The following is a 12,069-nucleotide window of genomic DNA, read 5'->3' on the forward strand; positions in this document are numbered from 1 at the left end:
ATAGCTTTCTAAAATTTAACGGTTATTGTTTCTTTTACGATTACCACCACGGTTGTTAGAGCGGCCGTTACCACGGTTGTTGCTCTTGTTGTCCTGTGAGAAGTTTGGAGTAAGATCAGCCTTACCATAAACCTCACCACGGCAAATCCATACCTTGATGCCAAGCAAACCTACCTTGGTAAGTGCCTCGCACTGGCAGTAGTCGATGTCTGCGCGGAATGTATGGAGAGGTGTACGACCCTCCTTGTACATTTCCTTACGTGCCATTTCAGCACCGTTCAGACGACCTGTAATCTGAATCTTGATACCCTCAGCACCAGCACGCATAGTGTTAGCAACTGCCATCTTGATAGCGCGACGATAAGCAATCATGTGCTCAATCTGGCTCGCGATGTTCTTACCTACGATGGTAGCATCAAGCTCAGGCTTCTTAACCTCGAAGATGTTGATCTGAATGTCTTTCTTATAAAGCTTCTTCAACTCTTCCTTCAACTTATCTACATCCTGACCACCTTTACCAATGACAATACCTGGACGGGCTGTGCAAATAGTAATGGTAACAAGCTTCAATGTACGTTCGATAACGATACGAGAAACACTTGCCTTAGCAAGACGCTCGTTAAGATACTTACGGATTTTCTGATCCTCTACGAGGTTGTCACCGAAGTTCTTACCACCGAACCAATTTGAATCCCAACCACGGATTACACCAAGTCGGTTACTAATCGGATTAACTTTCTGTCCCATTCTACTTAATTATTTTTCGTCATTAGTTTTTGCATCAACAAAGAGAGTAACATGGTTAGAACGCTTACGGATTCTATAACCACGACCCTGTGGTGCAGGTCTCATACGTTTCATTGTAACGCCTTCGTCAACGAAGACCTTACTGATATAAAGCTCACCGTCTTCAGCCTTGCGATTATTCTTTGCCTCCCAGTTAGCGATAGCTGAACGAAGTAATTTCTCAACGTCAGCAGATGCCTGCTTCTTAGAGAAGCGAAGTACTCCGAGTGCACGGTTAACCTCCATACCACGAATCATGTCTACTACATAGCGCATCTTACGTGGAGAAGAAGGAACGCCTACCAACTTAGCGAAGTACAAGTTTTTACGGGCTTCTTTCAATTTCTCAGCCGCAATATGTTTTCTTGCTCCCATTATTTACTTAAATTTTTAAATGGTTTAACCCTTAGCTTACTTTCTGTTACCAGAGTGACCGCCAAAGCGACGTGTTGGAGCGAACTCTCCAAGCTTGTGGCCAACCATATTCTCTGTAACATAAACAGGGATAAATTTATTACCGTTATGAACTGCAACAGTATGTCCTACGAAATCAGGAGATATCATTGAAGCTCTAGCCCATGTTTTAACAACATTCTTCTTGCCACTCTCGTTCATAGCGAGAATCTTCTTCTCGAGAGAAACGTTGATGTATGGACCCTTTTTAAGTGAACGACTCATAATTTACTCTTTATTTTTTGTTAGCTCTTTCGATAATATACTTGTTAGAAAGCTTCTTAGGTGCGCGAGTCTTAAGACCCTTAGCGTACAAGCCCTTACGTGAACGTGGGTGACCACCACTCTGGCGACCTTCACCACCACCCATTGGGTGATCAACAGGGTTCATAACAACACCACGGTTGTGTGGACGACGACCCAACCAGCGTGAGCGACCAGCCTTACCAGACTGCTCAAGTGCATGGTCTGAGTTACCAACACTACCAACTGTAGCCTTACAAGCACTCAAAATCTGGCGTGTTTCACCAGAAGGGAGCTTAATTACACAATAACTGCCCTCACGAGAAGTCAACTGAGCAAAATTACCAGCCGAACGAACCAACAAAGCACCCTGACCAGGACGCAACTCGATGTTGTGGATCACTGTACCTACAGGGATGTTTGCCAAAGGAAGACAGTTACCAATCTCAGGAGCAGCATCTGCACCTGACATCAAAGTAGCGCCTACCTGAAGTCCGTTAGGAGCAATAATGTAACGTTTTTCACCATCAGCGTAGTAAAGCAACGCGATACGAGCCGAACGGTTTGGATCGTACTCGATTGTCTTAACAACTGCTGGAACACCATCTTTCTCACGTTTGAAGTCGATTAAACGATACTTCTGCTTGTGACCACCGCCAATGTAGCGAACGGTCATCTTACCGGTGTTGTTTCGACCGCCGGTAGAACGCTTACCGTAAACGAGAGACTTCTCTGGCACGGATGCAGTAATATCCTCGAACGTGCCAATAACCTTGTGTCTTTGACCCGGAGTAACCGGTTTTAATTTACGTACTGCCATTTTTTATTTTAAATATTGCTGTAAAAATCAATTGTATCGCCCTCCTTCAGAGTAACGATTGCCTTCTTGAACGCATTCTTCTGACCCTTAACAAGACCTGCCTTAGTGTAACGAGCAGAGCGCTTGCCAGCGTAGCGAATTGTGTTCACGTCAACTACTGTAACATTATACAGACTCTCAACTTCCTTCTTAATCTCGAGCTTATTAGCCTCAGGACGAACAACGAAGCCATAGCGGTTAGGCTGCTTGTCTGTAATCTTGGTCATCTTCTCAGTAACCAATGGTTTGATAATAAATGCCATATTCTAATATCTCCTTTTTACTTTGTTAAGATCTGGTCGATAGTCTCAAGCGACTTCTCAGTAATCACTACTACATCAGCGTTCAAAACTTTGTACGAATTGACGTTAGATGCGAGGATAACCTCAGCGCGCTGTAAGTTACGTGCAGACAAATATACGTTTTTATTTGATTCGGGCAAAACAAAGAGTACCTTTTTGCCCTCGATTTTAAGATTCTTAAGAACACTTAAGAATTCTTTAGTCTTTGGAGCCTCAAAAGTGAAATCTTCCAACATCACGATTGCGCTCTCCTGAGCCTTATAAGACAAAGCAGACTTACGAGCAAGAATCTTTACCTTCTTGTTGAGCTTGAAGCGGTAATCACGTGGCTTAGGACCAAATACGCGAGCACCACCTACGAGTACAGGTGAGTTAATATCACCACGGCGAGCACCGCCGCCGCCCTTCTGACGACCAAGCTTACGAGTAGAACCGCTCATCTCGCTTCTCTCCTTAGACTTAGCTGTACCCTGACGCTGGTTAGCGAGATACTGCTTTACGTCGAGGTAGAGAACGTGATCGTTAGGCTCAATGCCGAAGACTGCATCATTAAGAGCTACCTTGCGGCCGGTCTCCTGACCTTTGATATCTAATACGCTAACTTCCATTATTTCTCAATTAAAACAGTTGAACCTTTGCATCCAGCGAAAGAACCCTTAACGATAAGGAGATTCTGCTCTGGAATTACCTTTAACACCTGAAGGTTCTGAGTTGTTACTCTATCACCTCCCATTTGGCCGCCCATGCGCATACCCTTGAATACCTTTGCAGGGTAAGAACATGCACCAATAGATCCCGGCTTGCGAGCGCGGTCATCCTGACCATGAGTAGACTGACCTACACCACCGAATCCGTGACGCTTAACAACGCCCTGGAAGCCTTTACCCTTTGATGTACCAATTACGTCAACGAACTTGCAGCCGTTGAAGATATCAACTGTAATGGTGTCACCGAGGTTGTACTCCTCATCAAACTTGAACTCGGCCAAGTGCTTTTTAGGTGTTGTGCCTGCCTTCTTGAAGATTCCCATCATAGGCTGAGAAGTGCGATTCTCCTTAGCCTCGCCGAAACCTAACTGATAAGCCTTGTAACCATCCTTCTCTACGGTCTTAACCTGGGTTACAACACAAGGACCTACTTCGATAACAGTGCACGGAATATTCTTACCGTCGGCACTGAAAACGGATGTCATTCCGATTTTTCTTCCAATTAATCCTGGCATTTCAATTTAATTTTTAATAATTAGACTTTGATTTCTACTTCTACACCACTTGGCAATTCAAGCTTCATCAAGGCATCAACGGTCTTAGCTGTTGAGCTGTAGATGTCGATGAGACGCTTGAAATCTGAGAGCTGGAACTGCTCGCGAGACTTCTTGTTAACGAAAGTACTGCGGTTTACAGTAAAAATACGCTTGTGTGTTGGCAATGGAATAGGACCGCTAACGATAGCGCCTGTTGCCTTAACAGCCTTCACAATCTTCTCAGCTGACTTGTCAACCAACTGGTGGTCGTAAGACTTCAGCTTAATTCTGATTTTCTGACTCATTTTTAAAATTAAGTTATTATTAATATGAATTATTTTAGTCTAATGGAAGAAGAGGTACGCTGCTTAAGAGTCATTCGCTAAGCAGCGCCTCATCTTACCGTTATTTCTTTTTTATTAAAGGAGTTCTGCGTGACCCTTAACCTCCTCCAACACAGCCTTAGCGATTGCTGAAGAGAGAGGTGCGTGGTGATCATACTCCATAGAGCTTGTTGCACGACCTGAAGTGATAGTACGCAAAGCTGTTACGTAACCGAACATCTCAGCCAATGGAACCATAGCCTTTACGATACGAGCACCGCTACGACCTTCCTCCATACCCTGAACGAGACCACGGCGCTTGTTCAAGTCACCGATTACATCACCCATGTTCTCTTCTGGAGTAACAACCTCTACCTTCATAATAGGCTCCATCAAAACAGGACCTGCCTTAGGGCAAAGTACCTTGAATGCCTGATGTGCTACCAACTCGAATGACAACTGGTCAGAGTCAACTGGGTGGAAGCTACCATCGGTCAAAGTTACCTTCAAACCTGTCATTGGGAAGCCACCGAGTACACCATTTGACAAGCAGTCAGCGAAGCCCTTCTGTACTGATGGGATGAATTCCTTAGGAACGTTACCACCCTTAACCTCGTTGATGAACTGCAAGTCGCCCTCCTTGTAATCCTCGTCCTTAGGACCGATGGTTACATCGATACAAGCGAACTTACCACGACCACCAGACTGCTTCTTGTAAGTCTCACGGCTCTGAGCTGTCTTAGTGATAGCCTCCTTATAGTTAACCTGAGGCTTACCCTGGTTACACTCAACCTTGAACTCACGCTTCAAACGGTCGATGATGATATCCAAGTGGAGCTCACCCATACCAGAGATGATAGTCTGACCGCTCTGCTCGTCAGTACGAACTGTGAAGGTTGGATCCTCCTCAGCCAACTTAGCAAGACCGTTATCCATCTTAGCGATGTCTGCCTGGCTCTTTGGCTCAACTGCGATAGAAATCACAGTATCAGGGAATGTCATAGACTCCAATACGATTGGGTGATCCTCATCACAGAGTGTATCACCTGTACGGATATCCTTGAAACCTACACCTGCACCGATATCACCAGCGTCGATAGACTCCATTGGAATTTCCTGCTTAGAGTTCATCTGGAACAGACGGCTGATACGCTCGCGCTTGCCAGAACGTGGGTTGTAAACGTAAGAACCAGCAACAACCTTACCTGAGTAAACACGGAAGAATACCAAGCGGCCCATGAATGGGTCGGTAGCAATCTTAAATGCGAGAGCAGATGTTGGCTCATCCTCAGAAGGCTTACGATCCTCTTCCTCCTCAGTATCAGGGTTAGTACCGATGATATTTGGAGTATCCATTGGTGAAGGCAAGAATGCACATACATAGTCGAGCAATGGCTGAACACCCTTGTTCTTGTATGAAGAACCGAGCAACATTGGGCAGCACTCCATAGCACAGCAACCCTTGCGGATAGCAGCGAGGAGCTTCTCCTCTGGAATATCCTTACCATCGAGGTAAAGCTCCATAACCTCGTCATCGAAGTTAGCAGCACCCTCGAGGAGCTTATCACGCCACTCAGCAGCCTCATCAGCCAAGTCAGCAGGAATATCCTCTACATCATACTCAGCACCCATAGTCTCATCGTGCCAGAGAATAGCCTTCATCTTGATCAGGTCAACTACACCCTTGAAGTTCTCCTCAGCACCAATAGGAATCTGAATAGCAATAGGATTAGCACCCAAGATATCCTTCATCTGCTGTACTGTCTCAAAGAAGTTAGCACCAGAACGGTCCATCTTGTTTACATAACCGATACGAGGTACATTGTACTTGTCAGCCTGGCGCCATACTGTCTCTGACTGTGGCTGTACACCGTCAGCTGCAGAATATGTAGCAACAGCACCATCGAGTACACGGAGTGAACGTTCAACCTCAGCAGTGAAGTCAACGTGTCCCGGAGTATCGATCAAGTTGATCTTATAAGACTTACCGAGATAGTTCCAGTTACAAGTTGTAGCTGCAGAAGTGATAGTAATACCACGCTCCTGCTCCTGGGCCATCCAGTCCATTGTAGCAGCACCATCGTGTACCTCACCGATCTTATGAGTCTTACCTGTGTAGAACAAGATACGCTCAGATGTTGTTGTCTTACCGGCATCGATGTGCGCCATGATACCGATGTTACGTGTCAAATGTAAATCGCGATTTGCCATTTTCTTTTAAACCTATTTTATAAATTAAATTAGAATCTGAAGTGAGCAAATGCACGGTTAGCCTCAGCCATACGATGCATATCCTCCTTGCGCTTGAATGCGCCACCCTGGTTGTTGTAAGCATCCATAATCTCTGCAGCGAGCTTATCTGCCATAGTCTTACCACCACGCTTGCGAGCGAAGATAATAAGATTCTTCATAGAGATACTCTCCTTGCGATCAGGACGAATTTCTGTAGGAACCTGGAAGGTTGCACCACCAATACGGCGGCTCTTAACCTCAACCTGTGGAGTAATATTGTCGAGAGCCTGCTTCCAAATCTCAAGTGCAGACTTCTCCTCGTTAGCCATCTTAGCCTTTACGGTATCGAGTGCATTGTAGAAAATCTCATAAGATGTATTCTTCTTACCATCATACATCAAATGATTTACGAATTTAGAGACCTTCTGGTCATTGAAGACTGGATCTGGGAGGATCACTCTCTTCTTTGGTTTTGCTTTTCTCATTTTTTAATCGAAAAAATTTAAATTCTGCATGGGGCTGTATATCGTTCTTCAACACTCGCACCCGAGTATTTACTCAACCTGTTACTTCTCCAGCAAAACGTTTAATAAAATAATCTTTTTACCTAAACTCTCGACCTTCTCCGACCGTGAGTTTTCGGATTTCTTTTAATTTTGTCCGGATTAGAATTACTTCTTTGCCTTTGGACGCTTAGCACCGTACTTAGAACGACGCTGTGTGCGGTTTGCAACACCTGCGGTATCAAGAGTACCACGAACGATGTGATAACGTACACCTGGGAGGTCCTTAACACGACCACCGCGAACCAACACGATTGAGTGCTCCTGCAAGTTGTGACCCTCTCCTGGGATGTAAGAGTTAACCTCCTTAGAGTTTGTCAAACGAACACGGGCAACCTTACGCATTGCCGAATTAGGCTTCTTTGGAGTTGTTGTGTAAACACGAACACAAACACCACGACGCTGAGGACATGAATCCAAAGCTGGTGACTTGCTCTTGTCTACCAATACTCGTCTGCCTTTTCTTACTAACTGTGAAATAGTAGGCATAATTTTACTTTTTAATTTATTATTTTATTTTTATTATTGTCTTATTTCCGTATAAGCCACCACCTTATGGGGCTTTTCGGGGTGCAAAGTTACGACTTTTTCGGCAAACTACCTAAATATTAAGGAGACTTTTAAAAAACGAGGGCTAGTTTTAACTTTATATAACTATTAAAAACAAATATTATAAAGAAAAAGCGGCTTTTAGCAGGAAATTTAGTCTTAGTATGTATGTGGTTATGCATTAAGCCTCACCTTTTGGTGTGCCAAATGGAGCGATAGTACGCTCTGGCTCGTCTGCCAACTTAATCTTACCGAAAGCCTGCTCGTAGTTATAAACATTGCTCTGCAATGCCTGGAGCAAACGCTTGGCATGCTCAGGTGCCATGATGACACGGCTCTTGATCTGAGGTGCTGGCATTCCTGGAAGTGCACATGCGAAATCCAAGATGAAGTCTGAACTAGAATGAGTAATCAGTGCCAAGTTAGAGTATGTACCCTCTGCTACTTCTGGGCTGATGCCCATCTGGAACTGATTCTGCTGCTGTTGATTATTCTTATTTTCTTCCATAATTTTATTAAGTTAATAGGATTAAACTTTAAATGATAGTGCAAATTTACACATAATATCTGAAAAAAAAGAATAATTTGCCAATTATTTTGTGTTAAAAGTCCTTTCACACTAAAATGCTTCTAATACAAAGACATAAGCTTAGTGTGAAAGGACTTTTGAAATACAATTTCTTTTTTATCTGAAGAACCGGTCTATCAGAAACGGCTCTTTTCTGCATTACCAGCACCAGAACCCTTATACTTTCTATGACCAGAATTGAATTTATAGACCACCCTGACACCAATTTCACGGGCACTATTATAACTATCCTTCGTCAAGGTTGCATGGTCGCCATACATGGTCCATTGGTCTTTCTGACTTCTGAAGATATCATCAGCATAGAAATTAACAGTCAAGGCTTCATCAAAGAATGTCTTAACCATTCGCATAGAGGCAAAATAACCAGAGCGATACCTGCGGAAGGCATTATAGGATGTAGTATTGGCATGAAGGGTCACCCATGAAGTCCAAGTGGAGCTCAACTTAAACTGGTTGTTCCATGTAATACCCAAGGCAGGCTTCGACAAACCACGAGGGGCACCATATTTTTCTGCATCAAAGAAAGGCTTCTGAAAGAAGACTTGCCATGTAGGCTGATACCAATCGAACTTGGGAGCAGCTATGACATACGCTGTCATCGTCTGCTTGCTGGAAAAGTTCACATTCCTCATGAAGGCTATATCCTGATGATTATAAAGGGTAACATACCAGATGATGGGATTGTCCTCATACAGATACTCCACACCAAACGAAATCCAGTTGCACATCACATCCAATGAAACATCATGAGCAATGGTAGGACGAAGATAAGGATCGCCACCTTCATACATATAGCGATTATCATACTGCACCTCATTGCGCAAGGAACTATAAGAAGGACGCTTTGTCTTGCAGGTATATGCCAGAGATGCAGCCCATGGTTCCTTATTCCATGACAGGGTCAGGTTGGGAAACCAATTGCTATAATTCCTGCTAGGCTCTTCTTCATACTTTCCGAAAGAATAATACTTGGCAGACACATACTCGTATCTCAATCCTGCATCCATTGAAAACGAGCCTAAAGGATATGAAAAGGCAAGAAATCCCGACCAATTATTTTCCTTCATATCGGTAGAAGCATCCGCCACAATGCCTTCAGCATTGCTATACTCTCCGCTACTGTGGGTATGGCTCACTTCGCTTCCTAACTCCAACTGCCCCTTGGCTATGGGATAAGAAAGAACCAGTTTGCCTGCAAGCAACTGATTATGGCGGCGACTCGCAGTATGGATTTCCCGATTTTCCAATACGGTAGCCTCTTCTGTTTCCAACATATCCCGCCCAGTTTTTTGCCAGAGATAGGTTCCATTAAAATCTACTCCCAGTTTATTGACCTTTCCCACATAGTAAGCATTCAACTCATGGGTAGGACCACCTATATCATCGGCCAATACTTTCTGTTTGATGATATCCACAGGTTGTCCCTCATTAAATATTTCCTGCTGTCCATCAGCATGCCCTTTCGCATAGGGTTCGCATTCTAAATCATAAGAAGCACCGATAGAGTTTTCATCATTGAGGTCATAATTGAAACCAAAGTTTACTTCTCCCATTGTATTGCGATAGGATAAGGGATCATACTGGTTTACGGTAACATTCTTCGTTCCTTCAATATGCTGAATTAGCGAAGTAGCCTCCTTATGCCCTCTTGTATATCCCCAAAGAGACCCAAACAAGTTGAGCTTTTCACTCTGATAATTGAGACTAAGCTGTTCTGACGCTCCCAGATATCCATTATACCATACCATGGAATTCAAGGATTCACTCACCCCTTCGCCCTGCTTCTTGACGGTTCGGATACGTATGACAGAGCTAACCGTGGCATCATATCTGGCACCAGGCGAAGTAATGATTTCCACATTCTTGATGGCATCAGACTTCAGGCGCTGCAATTCCCTGGAATCTCTCACCTGCTTATTGTTGATATATATAATAGGTGTACCCTTGCCATAAACGCTGATGACATCGGTACTACTTACATTGATGCGAGGTAATTGTCGGAGTACATCAACGGCATCTCCTACTTTTGACAAATCAGAATGCTGTATGTCTATGAGCATTCCTTCACGTCCCATCTTGAAAGAAGGCAATTTCGCCTTCACCGTAACACCATTGATATGCATGGTACTCTCCTTCAACACCACATTTCCGACTTTTCCCACATTATATATATTATATAAGGTGTGATAACCCACGCAACTTACTTTGGCGAGAACCTTCTTCATGCCACAAGGTATCACGAAATTGCCGCTGGCATTGGTCACACCACCTGTGAGAAAGGAAGAATCCCTGGGATTGAGCAAAGCCACATTGGCAAACTCCACTGGTCGATGACGTTCATCAATCACCCGTCCCATCAATTTAGTAGGTTCCTTTTGGGTACATTCCACGAATATCAAGCTATCCTCTATCGTAGCCTTCATCGGATAAAATCCAAAGACCCGCCCCAAAGCTTCCTGCAAATCGAGATTACGGAAAGAGGTAGTAACGGTGAAATCTTCCAGTTCATTATAGATAAAACTGATTTTATATCGACGGGTAGCCTTGTCTAAATCCTTCAGAACTTCAGACATGGAACGGTTGTTATAGCTTCGAGAGATGCGCTGTCCAAACGATGCCTGTACCAACAGACACATCAGGAAAGCGAACATATATTTCTTCATATTTTTTATATTGATTTGATACATATTACAAATAAGCCAACTTGCAAACAGACCTATCAGCGACAGGATTATTCTACAACAAGTTGCTCATTGTCCAAAGAGAGAATTATCTGTTGTGAATGATTCAATTCATCCACTACACTCTGCAGACTGTTCTCGCTGTTCCATTCATAATAGAAACGAAGCTGCTTGGCTTCCTGGTTCTGGAACACAATCTTCACTCCATAATACTCTGCCATTTCTCCGAGCATCGTTTCTAAGGAAACATTGTCGAAAGTCTTATGCACAATTTCCTTTTTGACATCAGTTGACGTAGCTTTATCACTGACAACAGCAGTATTTGTAAAGGATGCTACTTTTACCTGAGACGTATCCCCTGCCGATGTTTCTTCTACCTGACGATACGAACTGAATGTATGAATGGCAGCAAAGGCGATACCAGACAGCAAACATACACCAATAAAGGAAGCTGCTAGTTTGTGCCAATCAAAACGGGACTTCACTACCGGATGTTGTTCTGCAAACAATTGCCATTCCTTATCTACATCCAAATCTTTCTCCGTCGCTTCCTTATCAAAAGCCATACGCATCTCCATCATTGTGAGATAGGTCTGGCGAGATTCCTCATCTTGAAGAATCTCCTTAATCTGAGACTCAGAATAATGCTCTGGGTGCTCAATCATGTCGATTATCTGTGTTAACTTATCCATTGTTCTTGGGATTAAAATGTTCTTTTATTCGTTTGATGCCTTGAGCAAGATGCTTATAGACGGCAGCCTCACTGATGCCTAACTCTTCAGAGATATCACGATAAGTGAGCTTTTGGCAATAATGCATATTGACTACCCGACGTGTTTGGAGCGTCAATTCCCGGTCTATAAAACGAAGCATCTGATCAGCCTTGCTCATCTCATGGTCTATCTCGCGAATGATTCGGTTTTCATCATGCACGATATCTACCGTATGATCCACCTTAAGACCAGCCTTGACCTTTTCATGAAGGGTCATCTTTCTGAGAGAATTCAAACATCGGTTTCGAGTAAGAACGACAAAGTAACCTTCCGTACTATTGGGCGGAATCCGCAGCTTTCCACTAAGCATATCTGCAAAAATATCGCTCACCACATCCCTTGCGGTCTCTTCATCCCCTAGAATCATCCTCGAAACGAGAAACATCCTTGAATAATGCTGGCGAAAAAGTTGTTCTATCTTTTCCATTTCTATTTTTATCTGTATTGTTTATCCCAAGAACACATCAAGGTAT

The 12,069-nt window shown here is 43.7% G+C and carries 15 protein-coding genes; all 15 read right to left on the reverse strand.

The features are described from left to right. Window positions 1-15: 15 nt before the first annotated feature. Window positions 16-747 carry a 30S ribosomal protein S3 gene (gene rpsC, locus DXD25_RS07150; RefSeq protein WP_089543924.1) on the reverse strand — a complete coding sequence of 244 codons (732 nt, stop codon included), beginning with the start codon at window positions 745-747 and terminating at the stop codon, window positions 16-18. A gap of 9 nt (window positions 748-756) precedes the next feature. Next, window positions 757-1,161: a 50S ribosomal protein L22 gene (rplV, locus tag DXD25_RS07155; protein WP_006848831.1), complete on the reverse strand. Its 405-nt coding sequence runs from the start codon at window positions 1,159-1,161 to the stop codon at window positions 757-759. Window positions 1,162-1,197: 36 nt separating this feature from the next. Then, window positions 1,198-1,464, reverse strand: a complete 267-nt coding sequence (gene rpsS, locus DXD25_RS07160) for a 30S ribosomal protein S19 (protein WP_006848832.1) — start codon at window positions 1,462-1,464, stop codon at window positions 1,198-1,200. Between the two features lie 10 nt (window positions 1,465-1,474). After that, a complete protein-coding gene (gene rplB, locus DXD25_RS07165) occupies window positions 1,475-2,302 on the reverse strand; it encodes a 50S ribosomal protein L2 (RefSeq protein ID WP_006848833.1) in 828 nt (275 codons plus the stop codon). Window positions 2,303-2,310: 8 nt separating this feature from the next. Then, window positions 2,311-2,604 (reverse strand): 50S ribosomal protein L23, encoded by a 294-nt coding sequence (rplW, locus tag DXD25_RS07170; RefSeq protein ID WP_006848834.1) that lies wholly within the window; start codon window positions 2,602-2,604, stop codon window positions 2,311-2,313. Between the two features lie 17 nt (window positions 2,605-2,621). Further along, the gene (gene rplD / locus DXD25_RS07175; RefSeq protein WP_089543926.1) at window positions 2,622-3,251 is read right to left on the reverse strand and encodes a 50S ribosomal protein L4; all 630 of its coding nucleotides are present in this window, start codon (window positions 3,249-3,251) and stop codon (window positions 2,622-2,624) included. Next, the gene (gene rplC / locus DXD25_RS07180) at window positions 3,251-3,865 is read right to left on the reverse strand and encodes a 50S ribosomal protein L3 (RefSeq protein ID WP_089543927.1); all 615 of its coding nucleotides are present in this window, start codon (window positions 3,863-3,865) and stop codon (window positions 3,251-3,253) included. The genes rplD and rplC overlap by 1 nt, the downstream gene beginning before the upstream one ends. Window positions 3,866-3,885: 20 nt before the next feature. Next, window positions 3,886-4,191 carry a 30S ribosomal protein S10 gene (rpsJ, locus tag DXD25_RS07185; protein WP_006283658.1) on the reverse strand — a complete coding sequence of 102 codons (306 nt, stop codon included), beginning with the start codon at window positions 4,189-4,191 and terminating at the stop codon, window positions 3,886-3,888. A 114-nt stretch (window positions 4,192-4,305) separates the two neighbouring features. After that, the gene (fusA, locus tag DXD25_RS07190; protein ID WP_117662538.1) at window positions 4,306-6,420 is read right to left on the reverse strand and encodes an elongation factor G; all 2,115 of its coding nucleotides are present in this window, start codon (window positions 6,418-6,420) and stop codon (window positions 4,306-4,308) included. Between the two features lie 29 nt (window positions 6,421-6,449). Then, the gene (gene rpsG / locus DXD25_RS07195) at window positions 6,450-6,926 is read right to left on the reverse strand and encodes a 30S ribosomal protein S7 (RefSeq protein WP_022110377.1); all 477 of its coding nucleotides are present in this window, start codon (window positions 6,924-6,926) and stop codon (window positions 6,450-6,452) included. Between the two features lie 186 nt (window positions 6,927-7,112). Next, complete coding sequence (gene rpsL / locus DXD25_RS07200) at window positions 7,113-7,493, reverse strand: 30S ribosomal protein S12 (protein WP_006848839.1); 381 nt, start codon at window positions 7,491-7,493, stop codon at window positions 7,113-7,115. 241 nt (window positions 7,494-7,734) lie between these two features. Next, complete coding sequence (locus DXD25_RS07205; protein ID WP_089543929.1) at window positions 7,735-8,061, reverse strand: DUF3467 domain-containing protein; 327 nt, start codon at window positions 8,059-8,061, stop codon at window positions 7,735-7,737. A 197-nt stretch (window positions 8,062-8,258) separates the two neighbouring features. Continuing rightward, the gene (locus tag DXD25_RS07210) at window positions 8,259-10,805 is read right to left on the reverse strand and encodes a TonB-dependent receptor domain-containing protein (protein WP_158556314.1); all 2,547 of its coding nucleotides are present in this window, start codon (window positions 10,803-10,805) and stop codon (window positions 8,259-8,261) included. Window positions 10,806-10,873: 68 nt separating this feature from the next. Further along, window positions 10,874-11,515 (reverse strand): DUF4974 domain-containing protein, encoded by a 642-nt coding sequence (locus DXD25_RS07215; protein WP_117662543.1) that lies wholly within the window; start codon window positions 11,513-11,515, stop codon window positions 10,874-10,876. Further along, window positions 11,508-12,023, reverse strand: coding sequence for a sigma-70 family RNA polymerase sigma factor (locus DXD25_RS07220; protein WP_117662545.1), 516 nt, complete (start codon window positions 12,021-12,023; stop codon window positions 11,508-11,510). The genes DXD25_RS07215 and DXD25_RS07220 overlap by 8 nt, the downstream gene beginning before the upstream one ends. Window positions 12,024-12,069: the final 46 nt, after the last annotated feature.

Source organism: Prevotella sp. TF12-30, assembly GCF_003436715.1.
GTDB lineage: Bacteria > Bacteroidota > Bacteroidia > Bacteroidales > Bacteroidaceae > Prevotella > Prevotella copri_A.

Coding starts and splice junctions, on each gene's coding strand:
- rplW (WP_006848834.1), bottom strand. CDS start 2,604: ATGGCATTTATTATCAAACCATTGGTTACTGAGAAGATGACCAAGATT.
- rplC (WP_089543927.1), bottom strand. CDS start 3,865: ATGCCAGGATTAATTGGAAGAAAAATCGGAATGACATCCGTTTTCAGT.
- rplD (WP_089543926.1), bottom strand. CDS start 3,251: ATGGAAGTTAGCGTATTAGATATCAAAGGTCAGGAGACCGGCCGCAAG.
- rpsS (WP_006848832.1), bottom strand. CDS start 1,464: ATGAGTCGTTCACTTAAAAAGGGTCCATACATCAACGTTTCTCTCGAG.
- rpsC (WP_089543924.1), bottom strand. CDS start 747: ATGGGACAGAAAGTTAATCCGATTAGTAACCGACTTGGTGTAATCCGT.
- fusA (WP_117662538.1), bottom strand. CDS start 6,420: ATGGCAAATCGCGATTTACATTTGACACGTAACATCGGTATCATGGCG.
- DXD25_RS07210 (WP_158556314.1), bottom strand. CDS start 10,805: ATGAAGAAATATATGTTCGCTTTCCTGATGTGTCTGTTGGTACAGGCA.
- DXD25_RS07220 (WP_117662545.1), bottom strand. CDS start 12,023: ATGGAAAAGATAGAACAACTTTTTCGCCAGCATTATTCAAGGATGTTT.
- DXD25_RS07205 (WP_089543929.1), bottom strand. CDS start 8,061: ATGGAAGAAAATAAGAATAATCAACAGCAGCAGAATCAGTTCCAGATG.
- rpsG (WP_022110377.1), bottom strand. CDS start 6,926: ATGAGAAAAGCAAAACCAAAGAAGAGAGTGATCCTCCCAGATCCAGTC.
- DXD25_RS07215 (WP_117662543.1), bottom strand. CDS start 11,515: ATGGATAAGTTAACACAGATAATCGACATGATTGAGCACCCAGAGCAT.
- rpsJ (WP_006283658.1), bottom strand. CDS start 4,191: ATGAGTCAGAAAATCAGAATTAAGCTGAAGTCTTACGACCACCAGTTG.
- rplB (WP_006848833.1), bottom strand. CDS start 2,302: ATGGCAGTACGTAAATTAAAACCGGTTACTCCGGGTCAAAGACACAAG.
- rplV (WP_006848831.1), bottom strand. CDS start 1,161: ATGGGAGCAAGAAAACATATTGCGGCTGAGAAATTGAAAGAAGCCCGT.
- rpsL (WP_006848839.1), bottom strand. CDS start 7,493: ATGCCTACTATTTCACAGTTAGTAAGAAAAGGCAGACGAGTATTGGTA.